The following is a 21282-nucleotide window of genomic DNA, read 5'->3' as shown; positions in this document are numbered from 1 at the left end:
CGCGCCCAGTCCAGCGGCATGTTTCATTCATATCGATAGGGACGGTTGTCGAGTGACCGAGAAAAAAATAGTGCTGCGCGCCAAAAACGTGCAGCGCGAATTTGTCAGCGGAGATACCACGGTGACGGCCCTCCGGAACTGCAGTCTGGATGTTTCCGCGGGAGAATTCGTTGCCATCGTGGGGAAGAGCGGAAGTGGCAAGTCCACTTTGGCTAACTGTCTCTCCGGCCTCGACCGCCCGACCTCGGGAACGGTGACACTGCTCGACCGGGACTTGGCCACACTCAGTGAGGCCGAAATGGCGGGACTGAGGGCCAAGGAAATCGGATTCGTCCTGCAGAAGGACAACCTCATCCCATCCCTGACCATTGAGGAGAATGTGGCAGCGCCGCTCGTGATGGGCGGAATGAAGCTGTCAGCGGCCCTCGACCGGGCCCGCGACATGCTGGCCGAGGTCGGCCTCCAACACCGAGCCGGACAGTGGCCCAGTCAGGTATCCGGCGGCGAGGCGCAGCGCGCGGCCGTCGCCCGAGCCTGTGTCGCCGAGCCGGCCATCATCTTCGCCGACGAGCCTACGGGCTCACTCGACGAGGAGAACGGCAAGCAGGTTCAGGAGATCTTCCACAAGCTCGTCGCCACCACCGGCGCGGCTGGGCTGATCATCACGCACGATATGGACCTGGCAGCGGGCGCGGACGTCGTCGTCACCATCGTTGACGGCCAAGTGGTCAGCACCGAGAGGAAGGCGTGATGGCGCTCGACCCCGCTCGCCTGGTCGCGCGCTCGCTGAGCAGGAGCTGGCGGCAGCGGCCCGCCCGGATGGCCGCCGCCATCGCTGCGGGCATCGGCGGCGTACTGCTGACCACCGCGATGCTGCTGGTCTCCGCATCCGTACTGGACGCGATCAAGGGCGCCTCCATCAGCGGCATCCGCGACAACGTCGTCGCGGTGGAGGCGAGGGCCCCCGGTGGCATGAGCAAGGCAGTGGTGGACCGCACCGAGCGGGAGACCGGGGTGCGGGGCTCCCGCGCCCTGGTGATCAGCACCAGTGTGGCCACCAAGCCCGGCGGTGACACGACCCCGATCATCGTCTTCGGCGTCGATCAGCGTCTTGGAAACCTCACCGACAAGACGCTGGCGGACGAGATCAGCCGTACCCGGCTCGGTCCCGACGAGGTCTTCCTGTCCGCGGTGTGGGCCGACGACCACGCAGTGGGCAAGGGCGACGTGATCCATGTCGGATCGCCCACCGGTATGCAGACCTGGAAGGTGGCCGGCCTGCTCAACGGGGAGGTCGCCAACCGCGGTGCCGTGGTCATCGCTCCCTTGCCCAGTGTCGCCACCGCCTTCGATCGTGGCGATAACAGCGACGTGCTCCTCCTCGATCCGGGCAAGAAGAGCCGTGGCGAGATCGCCGCCGTGGCGCAGAAGGCGGTCGACGGCGCGGCCGACATCAAGCACCCCGGCGACCTGCTCTCCGGTTACAGCAAGACGTTCAGGACCTCGCTCACGATCCTGGGCATGTTCGCGGTGATCGCTGTACTCACCGCTGCCGTAGTGCTGTTCCTGACCTGGCGGCTCGCGCTCGACGACGCCCGCAAGACGCTCGCCCGCATGCGGTTGTTCGGCGTGCGCACCAAGCACCTCATGCTTGGTTCGGCCGCGGTGATGGTTCCCCTGTTGCTCGGCACCTACGTCATCGGGGCCGGTCTGGGCGTCTTCGTCGGCACCCTGCTCGGCTCCTTCACCCAGCAGATCACGGACCTGACCCAGCAGGCCGTCACTCCGGGCCTGCCCTGGCAGTGGCCGGTGGCGGGCGCGTTCGTCGCCGCGGTGCTGATGTTCGCCGTGGCCTGGTTGTCGGGTGTGCGGCGCTTCACCAAGATCACCGCGATCGAAGCGGTGACCGGACGCGACCAGATCGCGCTGATGCCTGGCGGCGCCGGCCCGCGGTTCGTCGCCGGGTTCATCACTCTCGCCATTGGGACGCTGTTGGTGGCGCTGGGCGGGGACATGGTCAAGTCGACCAGCCTGGTGTTTCTGTTCATCGGTGCGGCCCTGCTCAGCGTGGTGCTGCCGGTGATGGTCGGCACGCTGTTGCGCAAGGGGGATCCCGGAGCCGTACGGCTGGCCGTCAGCAGGCACCTGCAGCTCGGCTGGCGGCGCAACGTAGCGCTCAGCATCACCTTCACCGTCGCTGTGGTGACGTCGGTGGCCATGGCCGGGGTGTCCAGCAGTATCAAGAACGATGTGGCGTCTTCCGTGGAGCGGTGGACTCAGGGCGAGCTGTTCGTCCAGGCAGCCCCGGTCGGGCAGAACCTGCAGAACGAGAAGTTCCCCATCTCCCTGGAGAAGGAGCTGCGCGATGTCGACGGCGTGGATGCCGTGACCTCCTTCAGCTACGCGAACGTCGGCCTCGACGGCCGCAAGGTGCAGGTGTGGAGCTGGGGGGCGCAAGGCGACTCCGACAAGCTCACCAAGCTCAAGGTGTCCAAGGGCGCGAAGGACTTCATCCACACGCTCGGCACGGACGAGATCGCGATTTCGTCGAACTTCGGCCGCACCCGCGACCTTTCGGTCGGCGACACGATGGATCTTCCGCTGCCCAGCGGTCACCGCACCGTGCGGGTGAAGTCCGTACTGGAGGACTCCGCCTCCGACGGCGGCATGATCGTCGCCGGGACGCGCCTCTACGAGGAACTCACCGCCACCAAGGGTGTGTACGCGTTCTACATCGGCGTGAAGGACGGGGCCGATGTCGGCCAGGTCCAAAGCGCTCTGGAGAAGAAAATCGGCGACCGCTATCCGCGGGCCCATGTCCCGAACCAGACGGAGATGCGGGACGCCTTCGCGGGTATCACCGCCCGGCTGGTGAGCGCCTTCGAGGCTTTCGCCTGGGTGATGTTCCTGCTCGCCGTACTGGTGGGGGCGGCGACACTCGCCTCCGGCCTGGTGGAGCGGCAGCGCGGCCTGGCGCTGACCAGGCTGGCCGGCGCGACGAAGAAGGCGATCAACCGGCAGCTCGTCGCAGAGTCGGTGCTGATCGCGTTCAGCTCGTGGATCGTGGCATTGCCCGTGGGCTGCCTGGCGATCCCGGCGATGCTCGACGCTCAGGCCGGGACGAGCGGGCTGCTGCCCCCGATCACCGTGCCGATGCTGCTCAGCGTGCTCAGCCTGCCCCTGGTGGTGCTCTGCATGCTGCTCGCCCTGGCGGTGGCCAACCCCCGCCGGGCGAACCCGCCACTGCGGGAACTGCTGGCCCAGGAGTAGCCGGGCGGTCGCGGTGGCGACACTTCCAACTCGCCCGGAACCCGGGCGGCATCAGGAGAACTACGGGGGAACAGTCGTGATTACAGGAAAACAGCGCCGACTCCGGCGTGTGCTGGGAGCGGACGGACGCACCCTGCTGGTTGCCGTCGACCACGCGTTGACGACCGGTGGCGAGGGCGGCCTGTCGCGGATGAGCACGGTGCTCGGCGCGGTGGTCGACGGCGGCGCCGACGGTGTCGTGATGCACCGCGGTTCAGCGGCCAACTCCATGCCTCTGCAACGAGACACGGCGTTGATCGTGCACCTGTCCGGCAACACACGGCTCAGCTCCGGCTCCGAGCTGAAGACACGGGTCTGCGACCCGGAGACCGCCCTCGCCCTGGGCGCGGACCTGGTCTCGGTGCACGTCACCTTCGGAGGCGGGAGCCAGGAGGACCGGGCGGCGCTCACCGATCTCGGCCGCGTCGCGGCGTCGTGCGACCGGACCGGGCTGCCGCTGCTCGTCATGACCTACGCGCAGACCCAGCACACCGGGCGCGAACAGAGCCTGGCGATCATCCATGCCGCCAGGGCCGTCGCCGAACTCGGGGCGGATGTGGTCAAGGCCGCGCATCCCGGGCCCGAGTACCTGAGTGAGCTCGTGGCCTCGGTGGAGGTGCCAGTGGTCCTCGCGGGCGGCGAGGCCGCCGGCGGCTGGGACGAGTTCGTCGCCACCGCCAAGGACGCGATCGGCCACGGCGTGGCAGGTCTGTGCGTCGGCCGCCGGGTGTTCAGCAGCCCGGACCCGGCCGACGCGGTGGCCCAGCTCCGCGCTGTCGTGCACGGAGACGTATCGGCCCTCGCGGCGGGCTGACCCGGCTCGGCGTACCGAGACAGACCTTGGAGCCGACGGCTTCAAGAGTTACCGCTTCTGACAGGAGGAACCTCATGACCATGACCGAACTCTGGGTGGACGTCAGCACACTGACTCCCGCGGAAACGCCCGACACTCTCGCCTACCTGCGGTCGTCCTCGGCCACCGTCCTCGTGCTGCGCCACGACCAGTACGTGGACTGGCAGCCGATCGACCGGCTGCGGACCGCCTGCCTGGTGGGCGCGGAGGAGGCGGACGTCGCGGAGCAGATATCCGCCGACGAACGGGTCGACATGATCATCGCCCGCTCCCCCGCGGATATCGATCTCGCCCGGCAGGTAGTCGGCTCCCGCCCCTTGGTCGTCCGCTGCGAGATCGTCGACGGTGACACGATGAACGAGGCCGCGGACCTGTCCGGCAAGGTGGACGTCGTCGTCGCCGCGTTCAGCGATGAGACCAACATCCCCCTCGAACTGCTGCTGGCGAAGGCGCAGAGCACGAAGACGGGCATCGTCAAGCAGCTCCTGAACACCGCGGAGGCGTCCACGGTGGCCGGCGTGCTGGAGAGCGGGCCCGCCGGGCTGATGGTCTCCGCCGAGCGGCTGAGCGACGTGGAGCTGGTTACGTCGGTCGTGGCGGCGCAGCGCAAGGTGCACAAGGATCTCGTCCAGCTTGAGGTCATCCGGGCCGAGCCGGTGGGCATGGGTTACCGCGGGTGCATCGATACCACGACGCTCTTCGGCGAGGACGAGGGGATGATCATCGGCTCCACGTCGTCCGGCGGAATCCTGGTGTGCGCGGAGGTGCACTACCTGCCGTACATGAACCTGCGGCCGTTCCGGGTGAACGCGGGTGCGGTTCATTCCTACGTCTTCGGAGCGCAGGACACGGCGTACATCACCGACCTGCGCGCCGGCGAGCAGTCGCACGCGGTGGCGGCCGACGGCCAGTTCCGGGAGGTGGGGATCGGCCGGGTCAAGGTCGAGATGCGGCCGCTGCGGCTGATCGAGGCCCGGTACGGCGATGTCACGGTCAACGTCATCCTCCAGGACGACTGGCACGTACGTGTCATGGGCGGGGACGGCAAGGCGAAGAACCTGACGGACGTCACCCCGGGCAGCACACTGCTCGGCATGATCACCGAGCCCGGGCGGCACGTGGGCATCAAGGTGTCCGAGTACATCGATGAATACTGAGACCACGTCTTCGCGCACGGGCCGCGGGGACCGGGCCGAGCGCTCCGGGTGGGAAACCACCCGGGCGTTCGTCCGGCTCTCGAAGGCCACGGTGTACCAGCACTTCTTCCCATGGGCGCTGGCACTGGCCCTGCTCGACACGGCGGCCCTGGGCCGGTCCGGGGCCGCCGTGGCCCTCGCTCTCTTCCTGGTGGCCTCAGCGGCGATCGTGGCGTGCACCTCAGCGGTGGACGACGTCATCGGCTTCCGCAACGGCAGCGACAGCATGAACTACCAGGAGGGCGACCTGGGCCGGGACATCCGGCGCAAGCCGCTGCTCAGCGGGGCGATCACAGAACGCCAGGCGCAGATCTTCGCCGCCGTCACAGGGGCGGCGGCACTGGTCACCGGGCTCGGCGGGTTCGCGGTGCTCGGCTGGGACGTGCCGGCCGAGTCGGTGGTCATCTTCCTCGTCGTGACCGCATGTTCGGTGCAGTACTCGGGCGGTTTCCGGTTCAGCTTCCGCACCGGCGGCTCGGAGTCCATGCTCGGACTGGTCACGGCCGGGGGGTTGATCTTCCCCTACCTGGCGCTCGCACAGCGCTGGTCCACGGCCGCGGTGCTGGAAGCGCTGCTCATGGGCCTGTGGCTGGTCATGGTGATCTCGTACTCCAATGTCAACGACAAGGACGGCGACGCCGCCGTAGGCCGCCGGACGCTGGCGGTAGTGAGCGGACCCAAGGTCTTCAAATCGGCCATGGTGACCTTCTTCATCGTTGATGTCGGGCTGCTGGCCGCCTTCGTGGCACTGCCGTCGGTGCCGTGGTGGGCCGCCCTGACGCTGCTGCCCGCCGCGGGCCTGCACATCGCGCAGCTGTGGTTCGGCGTGGGCCAGGAGAACTGGCTCAAGGCCCGGCTGTGCGGGTTCATCGGCTACGACCTCGGCTTCCTGGGACTGCTCGTGCCGACTCTGTTCATCGGCTGAAGCGCCCTCGACCGGCACCTTTTTAACTCATTGCCGAGAGATTGATAGTTACTAGCCATTCTTTTTGGGGGGAAATATGGCAGTCGCTTCCGATACTGTCGCTGTTGAATTCTCTGGCCCGCTGGGCGACGCGGTCCGCGAGTCTCTCTCTGATATCGGTGAACCTTCCGAACTCCGCAGGTTCCCGCGCAGTGTGCTCGAAAGGCTCGGCAAGCTCGGCGTGCTGCGCCACCGTTGGCGCGGGGAACACCCTGGTGACGTGCGCTTCGGCGCCGCCCTCGCCGAGGAGGTCGCCAAGAGGGCGCCGACCGGGATCGCCGTCGGCGTGAGTCTGCACACCGAGTCCGTACTCGCCATGCTGCATCGCTTCGGGGGCAGCTCCGGCTACCTTGCCGACCTGCGGGAACGCGCGCTGGACGGTACGGCGATCGGCGCGTTCGCCGCAAGCGAGCCCGCCGGCGGCAGCGACCTGTCCGCCATACAGTGCCTGGCCACGCCGGTCTCCGAAGGCTGGCGAATCAAGGGCAGCAAGAAGTACGTCTCCCTCGGCGCGGTCGGCGACTTCGTCATCGTCCTGTGCCGGCTCGCCGACCGCTCCGGCACGCCCACCCAACGGCTAGGGACCCTGGTCGTGCCGCTGGAGGCCGCCGACCTGGTCCGCGAGCACGAGAAGCTCGGCACTCACGCCTTGGACACAGTGGCGGTGGAGTTCAACGACGTCGTGGTGCCGGCGGAAGCCATGCTCGGCCGCCCCGGCCTGGGCCTGGCCAATGTCAGTTACGGCCTTTCCTTCGAGCGGCTCGCGGTGGCCGCACAGGTCCTCGGAGCCTGCGGCCACGCCCTGGCGCTGGCCGTGGAGCACACCGAGCGACGGGTGCAGTTCGGCAGGCCACTGCGTGGACATCAGCACCTGGAATTCCGGCTCGCCGACGTCCTGGTCGAGCTGGAGGTGCTGCGCGGGGCCGTTAACCACACAGCCGACCAGCTCATGACCCAGCCGCTGGACCGCAAGCTCATCGCCCGGATCGCCGCGGTGAAGGTGCACGCGGCCCGGCTGGCGGAACGTCTCATGAGCGAGTGCATGCAGATGTTCGGCGGAGCCGGCTACCTCCCCCGGGAGACGCCGCTCGGCCAGATGTGGCAGGACGTCCGGCTGGCCCGGATCGGCGGTGGCACGGACGAGATGATGCTCGCCCTCGTCGCCGGTGAGCTGCGCGGCGCCGCCGAGGCGTACGACTCCTCCATCCGGATCTCGACGTGAACGGGGTGAACGGGGTGAGTTCTCCCCCAGAGCACTTCCTGGACTCCCGGCCGCGGACATCCGGCGCGCCGGGCACGCAGGGCATGCGCATCCTGGTCGCCGGGCTGACCGGGCAGGTCGGCCAGGGGCTGCTGGAGGCGTGCCACGCGTCCGGCGATGACGCGCCCTCCGTGATCGGGCTCGTACGGCGCAGGCCGCGGGCCGCGCACATCATGGGCGAGTCCGTCACACAGCAGGTCGTCGGGGATGTCCGAAGCGCCGGCTGGGGCCTGTCCGAGACGGACCTCGACCAGCTCGGCGAGATCGACGCCGTGCTCAACCTCTCCGGAGCCACCGACTGGACGGCGAGCCACGCCGCGCTGGACCAAGTGAACGTCCTCGGGGCGGTGCACGGCCTCGACCTCAGCAAGGCGCTCAGCGAGCGGCTCGGGCGCCCGGTTCCGTACCTGTCGGCGAGCTCGGTGTTCGTCGCGGGGCTCTCCGACGGCGTCGTCGTGGAGGACCTGCTCCCCCCGAACGTGGACCGCACCCCGTACGAGCTCAGCAAATGGACCGCCGAGCGGGCGCTGATGGCCCGCGCCCGCCGCACCGACCACCCCCTCGCGCTGGCGCGGGTCGGCGGCGTCGTCGGCAACTCCCTGACCGCGCGCACCACTCGGCGCAGCTCGCTCTACCAATTGGTGTCCCGGCGCGAGGAGGACAAGCGCCTGCGGGTGCTGCCCGCCCAGCGCGGCGCACGCGTGGACACCTTGCCGCGCGATGTGATCGGCGAATCCCTGCTGCGCATGCTCGGCCAAGGCCGCCGTAACGGGTTCGCCGACTGGCGGTCGGGAACCATCGCACAGGTCGCGGCCGGCGAGCGTGCCCCGACCCTGGCGGCGCTGCTGGCACAACTGGAGTCGATGGACACCGGTTCCCGCTACTGCGTCCCGCGGCTGGTGCCGGCCTCACGCTCCATGCTCGAGATGGTGACCCGGGTGGGGACAAGGTATGTCCGCTGGAGCCGGCAGACCGGCAACAGACTGCACGGACTGCGCTACGTGACCGTCGACCGCGTCTTCGAGCGGACCCGCTTCGCCGGTCTGACCGGCGGCTGGCTGCCCGCGGTGCCGCTGGAGACGATCCTGCGCGTCACCTTTGACCTGCACGAGCAGCACCCCACCGCGCCCGTGGCCAACCTGCCGCTCGGGAGGTTCCAGTGAAGGTTCTCGTCATCGGCGCCAGCGGATACCTGGGCTACTGGGTGACCAAGCTGCTGACCGATTCCGGAGACAGCGTCGTAGAGCTGAGTCGGCGGGGCGAGTCCCGGCACGGCGAGGCCATCGTCGGCGATGTCACCTCGACCGGCCTCGGCCTGTCGCCCGAGGCGCTCGCCGAACTGGCCGACGTCGACGCCGTGGTGTCCTGCTTCGGCTCTGTCGACTGGGACCTGGACCCGTCAGCGTTGGTCAACCTGCACCTGACCGGCACCCGCAACGTGCTGGACACAGCGGCGAAGCTGCCCTCCGTGCGACGCGTGGTGCATGTGTCGTCGCTGCTGGCGCTCGGCCGCGCCGAGGGTGTCGTCGGCAACGGCGAGCTGGCCGTGGGCCAGACCTTCCGCAACTGGTACGAATACGCCAAGTACCGCAGTGAGGCGCTGGCCAGGCGTGAGCGGCGGGTTCCGGTGAGCATCGTCAGGTTCGGCCCGCTGCTCGGCCCGGCTCCCGCGGAGCTGGTGCCCGCTACCGGCGGTCCGCTGCAGGCTCTGCCGAGCCTGCTGCAGGGCATGCCGCTGTTCCTGGAGCGCGGCGGGCGGTTCCCGGTCTACGTCGGTGACGTGGCCGCCGCCGCCGGGGTGGTCGCCTCACTGGCCCGTGCTGCCGAAGCCCCGGCTGTGTGCACCTACTTCGACCCCAAGCGGCCGACGCTGGCGCGGGTGCTGCATGAGCTGTGCCAGCCGTACGGCGTGGTTCCGCGGCTGGTGGACGGTACCCGCGGACGCTGGCTGCAGCGCTTGGTCGCGAGTCGGATGGGGCTCACCGACAGCACCCTGGAGTACACCTCGCCGCTGCCGTCTCTCGCCCCGGACGTGCTGGAGGCCCTGCCGTGGCCGAGCCCTGTCGAACGGCCCGGCTACATATCGGCGACAGCGGACATCCTGCGCGATGCGCGGCGTGTACTGCTGCCCGTGGACGCGGAAGTGAGCACGCCATGACCCAACCTGCGATCGCGTCCGGTGACACAGCGCCGGCCTCCGCGTGGCAGCCCCCGTTCTGCCGGATGGACACCCATGTCCATCCTCGGATGCGGGTTTACTCGGCGGGCAATTTCGGCGAAGTCGCTCCCGAGCGACTGTCTCCGATGTCCTGGTCGCTCGTCGGCCGTCCCATGGAGCTCGGCACCCGCCGGTTCACGGGCCGAGTCCTCGGTCACCCGCGATGGACCACCGGTTCCACCTATGTCTTCACCGGTTACCACGGCCTGCGCCCTTACCACAACCTGACGGCGTACTGCCATGTCGCCGACAACGTCGTGCTGACCGAGCCGCGCGATGTCACCGACGCGTACTTCGAGGGCGTCGCACCGCCACCGCCGTCCGACATCGAACGTGTCATGGGCTGGCGCAAGGTGATGGTCGGCCCGCGGATGTTCACCGAACTGCTGGGATTGCGCACCCGCAACGCCAAGCTGGAACAGCAGGTGTTCGCCTTCGAGCAGGACGTACGCGAGGCCGCAGCGGCCGGAATCGACTGGCGGCTCGGCGAGTTCGTCATGCGTGGCAAGCGACTGCTGGAGATCGCCTGGGAGGTGCACATCACCTGCACCTCGGGTGCCGTCGCGGCCGAGGTGATCCGGCGCAAGGTGACCGAGAAGCTGGTGCCGAACGCGGACTCGGTGGCCGGCTGGCTGCGGGAGCCGGCCGAACTTCCGTGGACCCGGCTGTTCGGGCTCGGCAGCATGAAGGACGGGCCGGCCAGCTTCCTGGACAAGGTCTTCTACGAGGTCGCCGACCAGCACAGCCCTTGGTCGGAGTACGCGTTGCGGCCGCTCGCCCAGCCCATGGAGGGCAACGGCGGCGCGGTCGACGTGAGCCCGCGCGAGGCTCTCATCGGCATGCGGGAGACGCTGCGCGGCCGGGCTGTCGACGCGTCCGTGCTCTTCCTCGGCGACATGATGTCCGTACGTGAGCAGAGCAAGTCCCTGGCGATGCGGCTGCTGCACGTTCACCGCACACTCGCCCGGGAGTTGGCCCGCTGCCGAGGGGTGGCGCACGACGACTGGCCGTACCTGTCGATGGACGAGCTGAGCGGTCAGGTCGTGCCCACACCGGCCGAGATCGAAAGGCGCAGGGAGTCCTGCGCCGAGGCGCTCGGCCTCGTCATGCCGGACTATCTGGACCTGCGGCCGGGCGCTTCGCCCGATGCCGTGCCTCGCCGCCGCCCCACCGGTGTTTCACCGGGCGTGTTCGAAGGGGTGGCCATCGGCATCGAGGACATGCCGACGGAAGAGGGCGTCGTCCTCGTCTGTGAGAGCGCCGACGCGAACATCATGCCGATCCTTCCTTTCGTCGGTGCGGTGGTGACCGCACGCGGCAGCCAGTATTCGCACGTCGCGATCCTCTGCCGGGAGATGGGGGTGCCCGCTGTGGTGTCCCACCCGCTGGCCGGCGAAATCGCCGCAGGACGGCGCGTGCACGTAAACGGTGATACGGGAGAAGTGAGGACCCTTGACTGAGAACAGCGTGGCTACGGACAACGTCGTGGCCGGACCCAGCATCGAAGCGATCGTGACCAAGCTGGAGGAGGCCATCGCCGTCGGTCAGCCCCACCGTGACCTGCGGCTGACCGACTCCATCAGAGCGGACATCCGCCTTGATTCGCTCGCGCTGCTGGAGGTGCTGACGCGACTGGAGGACGAATTCGACATCGAGCTGATCGACACCCCGAAGACGTACACCACGGACACCGTCGGAGCCCTCGCGGAGCTCATCCAGGAGAAGATCGCGGCCCCTGGCGCCGATCCCGCCCCGCAGGAGGTGGGGCACGAGTGATGCGCGACCTCACCAGTTGGCTCATCGACCCGTCGACGGACGCGGGGATCAACTACTACGACGGCCGGCGGTGGCAGCGCCACACCTACGCCGAATTCGCGCAGCAGGTGCTCGACGCGGCCGGGCACCTGCGGCAGCACGGCGTCGGCAAGGGCGACCGGGTCGCGCTGATGGTGCCTTCCGGGCCGGTGTTCGCGCGGTACTTCTTCGGTGCCATCGCCATCGGCGCCACTCCGACCCCCATTGCCCCCAACGGCTACCAGGGTCCGGTCGACTACGCCACCTTCGTCGCCGACCTGCTCACCACCCTGCGTCCCGACTGCGTGGTGAGTGCGGGCGAGACGCTGGACATCCTGGCGGACCTTCGCCCGGACGGCGAGCTCGGGCCGCTGCGTGTCGTCGACGCCGGGCAGCCCGCGCCGCAGGGGACCGACCGGTCGCGCGCCGTCCTGGCCAAGGACGACCTGGCACTCATCCAGTTCACGTCCGGCTCCTCCAGCGCTCCGCGGGGCGTGACGCTGACCAACGAGGCGGTGCTCGCCCAGGTCGCGCTGCTGGAGGAGAAGTACCGCATCGCGCCCGGGTGTTCCTTCGGTTCCTGGCTTCCGCTCCACCACGACATGGGCCTCATCGGCCTGTTCGTCACCCCCGTGGTGCTCGGCGCCGAAGTGTGGCTCATGCGCCCGGAACACTTCATCCGGCGCCCCCTGGAGTGGCTCACGATCTTCGGCCGCCACGGCGGAACCCACTCGGCGATACCCAACTTCGCTCTCGAACGGGTGATGCGGAGGATACGCCCCGAGGACGTCGCAGACATGGACTTCAGCGCCTGGCGCGCGCTGATCGTCGGCTCCGACCGGGTCAGCATGCCCGCGCTCGACTCCCTCTACGAACTGCTCGCGCCGAGCGGATTCCGACGGGAGACGCTGTCCCCCTCGTACGGCATGGCCGAGGCGACTCTCGCGGTGTCCGCGGCCGGCTGGGGCCAGGAGCCGAGCGCGCTGCTCCTCGGCTCGACGGAGTTCAGCCCGGGCGCCCCTGTGCACGTCGTCGGGCAGCGCGGACTGGGCCGCTCCGAGCCGGGCGACGCGGCGCTGCACAGCGTCGTATCGTGCGGCAGCGAACTGCTCGGCGTGGACATCACGGTGGTCGGTGAGGACGGTCATCCCCTCCCCGACGGCCACGTCGGTGAACTGCTGGTCCGCTCCCCCGCGCTGTCGACCGGCTATTTCGGCGACCCGCCGGAAAACGAGAGGTTCAGCACCGGCGGCTACCGCACCGGCGACCTCGGCTTCCGGGTGGAGGAGCAGATCTATGTCCTCGGCCGGGCCGGCGACTCGGTCAAGGTCAACGGACGGTTCGTCACCGCGGAGGACGTTGAGCTGGCGCTGGTGCGGGCCTTGGGGTTGCAGCCCGACAAGCTCGCCGTGGTACTGCACTCCGCGGGCGGCAGCCCGGCCGTGCTCGCCACCGTGCAACGCGCGGCCGGGACCGTGGACACCGATCGGCTCGGCGATGTACTGGGGACCTTCGGCCTGAGTATCGAGCGTTCAGCCGTGCTGCACGTGGGGGCCCTGGCCGTACCGCGGACAACCAGCGGAAAGCCGCAGCGGACCAAGCTGTGGCGGTCCTTCACGGCTGGTGAGCTCAGTGGGTCGGTCGTACACGTCGGCCAGGACTTCCCGTACCGCTGCGAGACGGCAAGCGCCACCGGCCGGTCACGCATCGCCGTCACGCCCGCTCCGGTCACCGGCCGCGAGGGCCCCGCGGAGTCCCGTGCCCGGCTCGGGGGCAAGGGTTTCCACTTGACGCTCATGCGCCAGGAGGGACTGCCGGTACCGCCGTTCGCGGTATTCGACGCGGATGAGCTGGCCGCGGGCCCGGTCGGGGCGGACCGTATCCGTACGGTGCTCGCCGAACTGGCCGACGCGGCGGCGGACACCATGGGCCCACGCGCCTGTGCGGTGGGCCTGGCGGTGCGCTCCAGTCCGCCGTCGAGCATGCCCGGCATGATGGACACCCTGCTCGGTATCGGCCTGTCCCCGGCGGACATCGGACCTCTGACGCAGCGCCTCGGCGACCCCGCCGCCGCCTGGGAGATGCTGCTCACACAGGCCCGGCATCTGTGCCGCTACGTGGGTGGTGCGGACGCCGCGCGGCTACGCGGCGCGGAAGGCGGCCCGGCCGAGGAGCCGCGACTGCGGTTCGACCGGCTGCGGGCGCTGTACGGCGACCTGACCGGCGGCGTGTATCCCGCGGACCCGATCGACCAGGTGCGCAATGCCGTCGAGGCGGTACGCGCCTCGTGGCAGTCGGACCGCGCGCGGGAGTACCGGAGGGCGAACGGCATTCCGGAGGAGCCCGGTCCCGCGGTCGTGGTGCAGGCGATGGCCTACGGCATGGCGGGCAGCGTCTCCGGCAGCGGCGTGGTGTTCAGCCACAACCCGATCAACGGCGACGCGGGTCTGTTCGGCGAGTACGTGGCGGGTTCGACCGGCGAGGACCTGGTCTCCGGCACCCGCACACCGCAGGCGATCAGCGCGCTATGGGCGCAGGACGGCGCCGTGCACGCGGAGTTGGCCGAGCGGGTGGCACATCTGCACCGCAGACTGAAGGCCATGGTCGACGTCGAGTTCGTCGTCGAGAACGGAAAGTTGTGGTTGGTGCAGGTGCGGCCCGCGGCCGCCGCGCCGCACGTACTCAACCAAGTGGCCCAGGGCGCCTGGCGCGACGGACAGCTCACCGCGGAGCAGACGTTGCGGCGGATGGACCTGGACGCGCTGTTCACGCCACTGCCGACGAGCGTGGCGGGGGACCATCCGCGGCTGCTGGCCGTGGGGCTGCCCGCGTGCGCCGGGGTTGCCCGCGGACCGGTGGTCACCAGTACCGAGGAGATCCTGTCGCACCCGGCCGGCGAGGCGGTTCTGCTCCGCCCCACGACTGAACCGTCGGACTTCGCGGCCATGGTGCACGCCGCGGCGGTAGTCACCCTGGAAGGCGGCGGCACCTCGCACGCCGCTGTGGTCGCGCGTGAGCTGAACGTGCCCACGGTGGTCGGCGCCCACATCGTGGACGCGGACTTCGCGGCCCGCGTCCGGGCCCGCGAGTCCGCCGACGGCGGCCCGCTCCCCGAGGTGACGGTGTGCGGCACCACCGGCAGGGTGTGGGTGGGAGAGATCCCCGCAGCGGACAGGTCGCACCCGGACCGGCCCGAGGAGCTGCTGCAAGCGGCGAAGTTCACCACAGTGCTGTGCCTGCCCTACGAGGAGGGCTCGGCCGCCGAAGACGTGGTCCTGGTGGACGACGCCACGGGCACGCCGCTGGCGATCCGGCCGGATTCGCCCGGGACGGTGCGCGACTCCGCTGCCCAGCGGGCGCTGGTATGCCGGACCGCGGACGAATTGCCCACCTCGCCGACCGACCGGCTCGTCGCGACCGGCGACGCCCGGACGGCCGAGGTCTGGGCGGGCCGGGGCGGCCGGGTGGCGTATCTGCACCCGCACCCCGGCTCGTCGCTCCCCTCGCGCGCCGACCTGCCGGGCTGCCCGCTCGAACTCGTCGTACTGGCGGTCCCCGGACAGCGGGAACACGCCCGCTGGACGATCGCCATCGCCGAGGCGAAGAGGGCCCGGTGAAGGGTCCGGGACCGGGGACCGAGCTGCGGGACCTGCGCACCCAGTACCAGTCGGTGCGTGCCCTCTTGGAGGGCACCACCGACCGGGACATGGACCTGCCCACCTCTGCCCAGGGCTGGGCGGTCCGGCATCAGATCGCCCATCTGGCGGATACGGAGGAGGTCGCGGCGGACACCGCTCTGGGCGGCCCCCGCACCTTCGCCGAGGCGGTGCGGCCGTACGCCGGAGCGGAACAATTCACGGCAGCCGGGGCTGCGAGAGCCGAGGACAGGGGCCGGGACGACTTGGTCGCCTGGCTGTGCCGCGCCCAGGACGCCACTTCGGCCGCGCTGGAACAGGTCGGGCCCGATGCCCGGGTGCCCTGGGGCCTGGGGCTTTCGGCCCGTGCGTTCGCCCAGGCCCGGCTCATGGAAACCTGGGCGCACGGCCAGGATCTGGGCCGGGCGCTCGGCGCGCCGGATGAGCTGACTCCCGAAGCGTGGCACGTGGCCTCGCTCGGCTACGAGACGCTGCCATTCGCTCTGCGGCGGGCGAGGGTACGGGCGCCCCGTGAGTGCACGCTGCGTCTCGAACTCGACGCGGGCCCGCTGGGCCGGTGGGCCTTCGGCCCCCATGACGCCACCGACCTGGTGACCGGGACCGCTGAGGCCTGGGTGAAGACAGTGACCCGGCGCACGGCGGACGAGGCGCGGGAACGGCTGCGCGCCGACGGTTCCTTGGCGCGGCTCGCCATCGTGCACGCCAAGGCGTTTCTGTGAGACGCACGGCGAACCACACATCTGACACGCACAGAGCAATCACGCACAGAGCAATGACGAGTGAACGACGAAGAAATGAGGAGGAGGCACCGTGCTGAACGTTCCTGACACCCACGGCCCCGCCCTGCACGCGTTGCGGGTGGCCGGCTGGCTGGAGGCCGACCGCCTCTCGCTCTGGCAGGTGACCGAGCCGCTGGAAACGATCACGCGGCTCATCGAGTCGGGCCATGTACGGCAGGTGCGAAGCCCGCGGGGTGAGATGTACGGCCTCACACCTGCCGGAACCGAGCGGGCGACGTCGCTGGCGGCCGGATGGCTGGGAGAATCGACCAGGGCCGAACGCGCCGCTCTGACCGCTGCGCTGGCCGGCTTCGAGGCCCACGACAGCACGCTGAAACAGTTGGTGACCGCCTATCAGAGAGGCGCGATCGAGGCTGTGGCGGAACAGCTGCGCGAACTGCACGACCGAGCGCGGGACGCTCTGAACGCCGTTGGCTCCGCCATCCCGCTGTGGGAGAGCTACCCGGCGCGCCTGGAGAACGCGGCCCTCAGAGTGGAGAAGGGCGAGCTCGGCTATCTGGCCTCCCCGCTCCTGGAGAGCTACCACACGGTGTGGCATGTGGCGCATCGCGATATGCGGCTTGTCTGCGAGGAACTCAATACCTCTTGACAAGAGCAGCTGCATAGGTCATTGCTATCGTCGGTGAATGCAACTCCAACACCTCCGCTACTTCGTCACCGTCGCAGGCACCCGGCATTTCACCCGGGCCGCGAAGCTCCTGCACGTGGCGCAGCCGTCGCTGTCGCAGCAGATCCGGGTTCTGGAGAGGGAGTTGGGCTCCGATCTCTTCGACCGGACGCGCGGCAACATCACGCTCACCGACGCTGGTACGGCGCTGCTGCCGCTGGCCCGGCAGCTCCTCGCGGACTCCGAGACGGCGCTCCGCGAGGTGCAGGAGGTCGCCCAGCTCCGCCGTGGCCGGGTGCGGCTCGGCGCCCCGCCGAGTCTGTGCGCGAGTCTCGTCCCTGACGTGCTGCGCCGTTTCCACGACGAGTTCCCCGCTATCGAACTGGTCGTGGACGAGGGTGGTTCGCAGGATGTCGTCCATACCTTGGCGGCAGGGGAGTTGGACCTCGCACTGATCATCACGCCCTTGCCGGGGCAGGAGGCGTCGGCGCTCGCCACCGCCGAGCTCCTGCGGGAGGACCTTGTCGTGGTTTCAGCACTTGAGTCACCGCCGCCCGTACGACGTGGGCGCATACACGTCACGGACCTGCGGGACCAGCCGCTGGTCATGTTCCGGCGCGGCTATGACCTGCGGGAGTTCACCACGGCTGCCTGCCGGGCGGCTGGATTCGAGCCGACCTTCGCGGTCGAGGGCGGGGAGATGGACGCGGTGCTCGGGTTCGTACGGGCGGGCCTCGGCTTCGCGGTGGTGCCGGGCATGGTGGCAGCCCGGTCCGGACTGCGGGTCACCTCGTTCGCGGAACCGGGCATGCAGCGCACCATCTCTGTCGCGCACCGCAAGGACGTTGTGCCGCCGCGCGCCGCGCGCGAGCTGCAGCGGGTGCTGTTCGAGCACTTGCGTTCGGCGGACGAGAGCGCCCGCCTTCCGCCGGGCACGCGCCTGCTCCTGGGCCCGCCCTGCCCCTGACCGGCGAAAGGCGCCCGTCGACGGAAAGAGCATCCCGACGGCACGCACGTCGAGTTCCGTGTGCGGGACCGGAGGCTGTACGCACCGGGCGACTCAGCCGGCGATTTGAGACCAAGACGGGAAAGGCACTTCCTCATGACCAGTAGCCGCAAGGCGATATGCATCATCGGCGTCGGACCCCGGGGACTCTCCGTACTGGAACGACTGTGTGCCAATGAGCGGACGGACACATCGAGTTCCGCTGTCACCGTGCACGTCGTAGAGCCGTACGAGCCGGGGGCGGGGGCGGTATGGCGCACCGATCAGGTCCGGCACCTGTTGATGAACACCGTCGCCTCGCAGGTCACCGTCTACACGGACGGAAGCTCTCGCATATGTGGCCCCGTTGAGCCCGGGCCGAGCCTGTACGAATGGGCCCGGAGCCTGTCCGCGCACGGTGGTTCCGACGGCCACGACAGCCACGACAGCCACGACAGCCAGACCCTCGCCGAGGCCCGGGACCTGGGTCCGGACTCGTATCCCACCCGGGCTTTCTATGGAACGTATCTGTACGCCATGTTCCAGCGGGTCGTGCGCGGAGCCCCTGAGCACATCAGCGTTGAGGTCCACCGCTCGCGCGCTGTCGCTCTGGCGGACGCGCGCGGTGTCCAGGACGGCCCGCAGAGCGTATGCCTTGAGGACGGCAGCTGGCTGAGCGGCCTCGACGCCATCGTGATGGCGCAGGGGCACGTGCCCACCCGACTGACGCCGCAGGAACAGAAAACGGCGCATCTGGCCCGCATTCACGGCCTCACCTATGTACCCCCCGCCAACCCGGCGTTCCTGGACCTGAGCCGCATCCGCCCCGGCGAGCGGGTGCTGCTGCGTGGCCTCGGGCTGAGTTTCTTCGACCACATGGTGTTGTTGACGGTGGGGCGTGGCGGTGCCTTCGTACGGGACGGAGAGCGGCTGGTGTACCAGCCGTCGGGGCAGGAGCCCCGGATGTACGCCAGCTCCCGCCGCGGCATCCCGTACCACGCCCGCGGAGAGAACGAGAAGGGCGTCTCCGAACGGTATTTCCCACGGCTCCTCACGCTTGAGGTCATCGCCGGGCTGCGCGCACGGGCGGAGAAGGGTGAGCGGGTGCGCTTCAGCGACGAGTTGTGGCCGCTCATCGCCTGCGAAGTGGAAAGCGTCTATTACTCCACCTTGCTCAAGACTCGCGGGCGGGACGCACAGCACGAAGACTTCGTCGATCGTTACCTGGCCGCGTCAGGATCTGCCGAACGGCACGCGCTGCTCGACGCCCACGGCATCGAGATCTCCGACCGGTGGGACTGGGATCGGCTCTCGAACCCCTACAAGGGGCGAGAGTTCACCAGTCAGGACGACTTCCGGCCCTGGGTGCTGGAGTATCTGGCCAGGGACGTCCGAGAAGCAAGGGCCGGCAACGTCAGTGGTCCGTTGAAGGCAGCCTTGGACGTGCTGCGGGACCTGCGCAACGAGATCCGGCTGGTGGTCGACCACGCGGGCCTGGAGGGCGCCTCGCACCGCGACGAACTCGACGGCTGGTACACCCCGCTCAACGCGTTCTTGTCCATCGGCCCGCCGGCCTCGCGCATCGAGGAGATGATCGCGCTGATCGAGGCCGGCCTGCTGGAGCTGACGGGCCCCGCTACCGAAATCCGCATCGACACCGGCGCTTCGGCCTTCGTGGCCCAGTCACGTGCCGTGCCAGGGCCGCCCGTACGAGCCACCGTGCTGGTCGAGGCGCGACTTCACGAGCCCGACCTGCGCCGCGCCGCCGACCCGCTGCTGCTGCACCTGCTGAACACGGGACAGGCCACGACCTTCTCCATTCCAGAAGCTCGCGGGACGACCTACGAGACCGGCGGCCTCGCGGTCACCAAGCGCCCGTACCGGCTGCTCGATGCGCGGGGCCATGCCCATCCGCGCCGGTTCGCGTACGGCGTTCCCACTGAGTCCGTGCGCTGGGCGACCGCTGCGGGGATACGCCCTGGGGTGGACTCCGTCACCCTGGGCGACTCCGACGCGATCGCCCGGTCGGTCCTCGGCCTCGCCGCTGTCTCCCTCTCGTCTGCCACCTCCGAACCCAATTCGCTTGGAGTAATCGTATGAACAGGCAGTTCGGAAGCCAGGAAGACGCCGGCCTGCTCTCCCCGGTCCGAGCCGGCACGCCCGTCGAAGAGGCGGTCTGCGACCGGGCGTGGCTGCAGGCGATGCTTGACGCGGAAGCTGCCCTGGCCAGGGCACAGGCAAAGCTCGGCACACTGCCTCAACACGCCGCCGACACCATCACCACCGTGGCGCGGGCCGAACAGCTCGACCTCAGGGCCATCTCCGTGGCCGCACGCGAGACCGCCAACCCCGTAGTGGGGCTCGTGCGGGCACTCACCCAGCTCGTGGCGGGAGTGGACCCCGCCGCAGCTGAGTATGTGCACCGGGGCTCCACCAGCCAGGACATCTTCGACACCGGCGCGATGCTGGTCGCCGACCGGGCGCTGACGCTGATCCGGTCGGACCTGGGCAGGACGGCCGAGGCGCTGGCCGCCCTCGCGGTCCGGCACCGCGACACCGTCATGGTGGGCCGCACCCTCGCTCAGCATGCGGTGCCTACCACGTTCGGGCTCAAGGCCGCCGGCTGGCGGCAGTTGGTCCTGGATGCCGACCGGCGGCTGGGCCGAGTACAGGAGGGGGGACTGCCCGTCTCGATCGGCGGAGCCGCCGGCACCCTCGCCGGATACCTGGAGTACGCCGGTACCGACGGAGAGAGCCAACACCTGGGCGCCTACCATGCCCGTTTGACCGAGGCCTTCGCCGATGAGACCGGCCTCGCACGTCCCGGCCTGCCCTGGCACGCCCTGCGCACCCCGGTCGCCGACCTCGCGGCGGCACTGGCGTTCGCCTCCGGTGCGCTCGGCAAGATCGCGATCGATGTGCAAACGCTGACCAGAACCGAGACAGCAGAGGTCACCGAGTCCATCGTCGCCGGGCGCGGCAGTTCCTCAGCCATGCCCCACAAGCGCAATCCCGTGTTGGCGACGCTCATCCGAAGTGCCGCACTCCAGGTTCCGGCCATCGCGAGCGGCTTGACCCAATGCCTGGTATCCGAGGACGAGCGCTCAGCCGGGGCTTGGCACGCGGAGTGGCAGCCGCTGCGCGAGTGCCTACGACTGGTCGGCGGCGCTGCGCACACCGCGGTGGAGCTCGCCGAAGGTCTCGAGGTCTGGCCGGAACGGATGCGTATCAACCTCCATATGACCGGCAGCCAGGTCGTGTCGGAACGGCTCGTAGCGGCCTTGGCCCCCCGACTGGGCAGAGCCGCCGCCAAAGAGCTGCTGACCGGCGCGTCCACCGCGGCCCAGCAGAGCGGGCGGCCGTTGCAAGAACTTCTCGCTCGGGCCCCGATGCTCCAAGGCGTGCTATCTCCGGAAGAGTTGGGTTTCCTGTGTGACCCAAGGCGCTATACAGGCGCTGCGGGCGCCTTGGTGGATCAGGCGGTACGGCCTGAATGCTGATGCCGTCGCGCAGCAGCGCAAAAGCGAGCCATGCCGCGGGCTGCCGGCCGGGCCTGTGCGGGTGACCTGGACGTCCGATGGGCTTGGGAACACGCTTGATCCCGTCCTGGGCGGCCCGGCTCCTGGCCTTCGCATCACG

At 69.5% G+C, this 21282-nt stretch carries 16 protein-coding genes; all 16 read left to right on the top strand.

Annotated features, from left to right (window positions below):
* Positions 1 to 52 precede the first annotated feature (52 nt).
* The 16 genes from QMK28_RS01525 (at position 53) to pcaB (ending at position 21143) form a co-directional block, all read left to right on the top strand.
* Positions 53 to 751, top strand: a complete 699-nt coding sequence (locus QMK28_RS01525) for an ABC transporter ATP-binding protein (protein ID WP_326435093.1) — start codon at positions 53 to 55, stop codon at positions 749 to 751.
* Positions 751 to 3270, top strand: coding sequence for an FtsX-like permease family protein (locus tag QMK28_RS01520; RefSeq protein ID WP_326435092.1), 2520 nt, complete (start codon positions 751 to 753; stop codon positions 3268 to 3270). The genes QMK28_RS01525 and QMK28_RS01520 overlap by 1 nt, the downstream gene beginning before the upstream one ends.
* Before the next feature lie 109 nt (positions 3271 to 3379).
* The gene (locus QMK28_RS01515; protein ID WP_326435090.1) at positions 3380 to 4123 is read left to right on the top strand and encodes a fructose-bisphosphate aldolase; all 744 of its coding nucleotides are present in this window, start codon (positions 3380 to 3382) and stop codon (positions 4121 to 4123) included.
* A gap of 74 nt (positions 4124 to 4197) precedes the next feature.
* Positions 4198 to 5319: a 3-dehydroquinate synthase II gene (locus QMK28_RS01510; protein WP_326435089.1), complete on the top strand. Its 1122-nt coding sequence runs from the start codon at positions 4198 to 4200 to the stop codon at positions 5317 to 5319.
* Positions 5309 to 6283 carry a UbiA family prenyltransferase gene (locus QMK28_RS01505; RefSeq protein ID WP_326435088.1) on the top strand — a complete coding sequence of 325 codons (975 nt, stop codon included), beginning with the start codon at positions 5309 to 5311 and terminating at the stop codon, positions 6281 to 6283. Before QMK28_RS01510 ends, QMK28_RS01505 begins: the two co-directional genes overlap by 11 nt.
* Positions 6284 to 6476: 193 nt before the next feature.
* Positions 6477 to 7544 (top strand): acyl-CoA dehydrogenase family protein, encoded by a 1068-nt coding sequence (locus QMK28_RS01500; protein ID WP_326435087.1) that lies wholly within the window; start codon positions 6477 to 6479, stop codon positions 7542 to 7544.
* Between the two features lie 14 nt (positions 7545 to 7558).
* Positions 7559 to 8746: an SDR family oxidoreductase gene (locus tag QMK28_RS01495; RefSeq protein WP_326435086.1), complete on the top strand. Its 1188-nt coding sequence runs from the start codon at positions 7559 to 7561 to the stop codon at positions 8744 to 8746.
* Positions 8743 to 9741 carry an SDR family oxidoreductase gene (locus tag QMK28_RS01490; RefSeq protein WP_326435085.1) on the top strand — a complete coding sequence of 333 codons (999 nt, stop codon included), beginning with the start codon at positions 8743 to 8745 and terminating at the stop codon, positions 9739 to 9741. Before QMK28_RS01495 ends, QMK28_RS01490 begins: the two co-directional genes overlap by 4 nt.
* Positions 9738 to 11261, top strand: a complete 1524-nt coding sequence (locus tag QMK28_RS01485; RefSeq protein WP_326435084.1) for a PEP-utilizing enzyme — start codon at positions 9738 to 9740, stop codon at positions 11259 to 11261. Before QMK28_RS01490 ends, QMK28_RS01485 begins: the two co-directional genes overlap by 4 nt.
* The gene (locus QMK28_RS01480) at positions 11254 to 11577 is read left to right on the top strand and encodes an acyl carrier protein (RefSeq protein WP_326435083.1); all 324 of its coding nucleotides are present in this window, start codon (positions 11254 to 11256) and stop codon (positions 11575 to 11577) included. Before QMK28_RS01485 ends, QMK28_RS01480 begins: the two co-directional genes overlap by 8 nt.
* On the top strand, positions 11577 to 15212 hold the full coding sequence (locus QMK28_RS01475; protein ID WP_326435082.1) for an AMP-binding protein: 3636 nt from the start codon (positions 11577 to 11579) through the stop codon (positions 15210 to 15212). Before QMK28_RS01480 ends, QMK28_RS01475 begins: the two co-directional genes overlap by 1 nt.
* Positions 15209 to 15970: a maleylpyruvate isomerase family mycothiol-dependent enzyme gene (locus QMK28_RS01470; RefSeq protein ID WP_326435081.1), complete on the top strand. Its 762-nt coding sequence runs from the start codon at positions 15209 to 15211 to the stop codon at positions 15968 to 15970. Before QMK28_RS01475 ends, QMK28_RS01470 begins: the two co-directional genes overlap by 4 nt.
* Positions 15971 to 16061: 91 nt before the next feature.
* Positions 16062 to 16640: a hypothetical protein gene (locus tag QMK28_RS01465; protein WP_326435080.1), complete on the top strand. Its 579-nt coding sequence runs from the start codon at positions 16062 to 16064 to the stop codon at positions 16638 to 16640.
* A 37-nt stretch (positions 16641 to 16677) separates the two neighbouring features.
* Entirely contained in the window at positions 16678 to 17625 is a 948-nt protein-coding gene (locus QMK28_RS01460) for a LysR family transcriptional regulator (protein ID WP_326435079.1), read from the top strand.
* 135 nt (positions 17626 to 17760) lie between these two features.
* A complete protein-coding gene (locus tag QMK28_RS01455) occupies positions 17761 to 19743 on the top strand; it encodes an FAD/NAD(P)-binding protein (protein WP_326435078.1) in 1983 nt (660 codons plus the stop codon).
* On the top strand, positions 19740 to 21143 hold the full coding sequence (gene pcaB, locus QMK28_RS01450) for a 3-carboxy-cis,cis-muconate cycloisomerase (RefSeq protein ID WP_326435077.1): 1404 nt from the start codon (positions 19740 to 19742) through the stop codon (positions 21141 to 21143). Before QMK28_RS01455 ends, pcaB begins: the two co-directional genes overlap by 4 nt.
* Positions 21144 to 21282: the final 139 nt, after the last annotated feature.

Source organism: Streptomyces sp. H27-D2 (assembly GCF_035828615.1).
Taxonomy (GTDB): Bacteria; Actinomycetota; Actinomycetes; order Streptomycetales; family Streptomycetaceae; genus Streptomyces.
Note: the sequence above shows the minus strand (reverse complement) of the source record. Positions and strands in the feature narration are given on the sequence as shown.

Coding starts and splice junctions, on each gene's coding strand:
- QMK28_RS01520 (WP_326435092.1), top strand. CDS start 751: ATGGCGCTCGACCCCGCTCGCCTGGTCGCGCGCTCGCTGAGCAGGAGC.
- QMK28_RS01510 (WP_326435089.1), top strand. CDS start 4,198: ATGACCATGACCGAACTCTGGGTGGACGTCAGCACACTGACTCCCGCG.
- QMK28_RS01505 (WP_326435088.1), top strand. CDS start 5,309: ATGAATACTGAGACCACGTCTTCGCGCACGGGCCGCGGGGACCGGGCC.
- QMK28_RS01485 (WP_326435084.1), top strand. CDS start 9,738: ATGACCCAACCTGCGATCGCGTCCGGTGACACAGCGCCGGCCTCCGCG.
- QMK28_RS01475 (WP_326435082.1), top strand. CDS start 11,577: ATGCGCGACCTCACCAGTTGGCTCATCGACCCGTCGACGGACGCGGGG.
- QMK28_RS01460 (WP_326435079.1), top strand. CDS start 16,678: ATGCAACTCCAACACCTCCGCTACTTCGTCACCGTCGCAGGCACCCGG.
- QMK28_RS01455 (WP_326435078.1), top strand. CDS start 17,761: ATGACCAGTAGCCGCAAGGCGATATGCATCATCGGCGTCGGACCCCGG.
- pcaB (WP_326435077.1), top strand. CDS start 19,740: ATGAACAGGCAGTTCGGAAGCCAGGAAGACGCCGGCCTGCTCTCCCCG.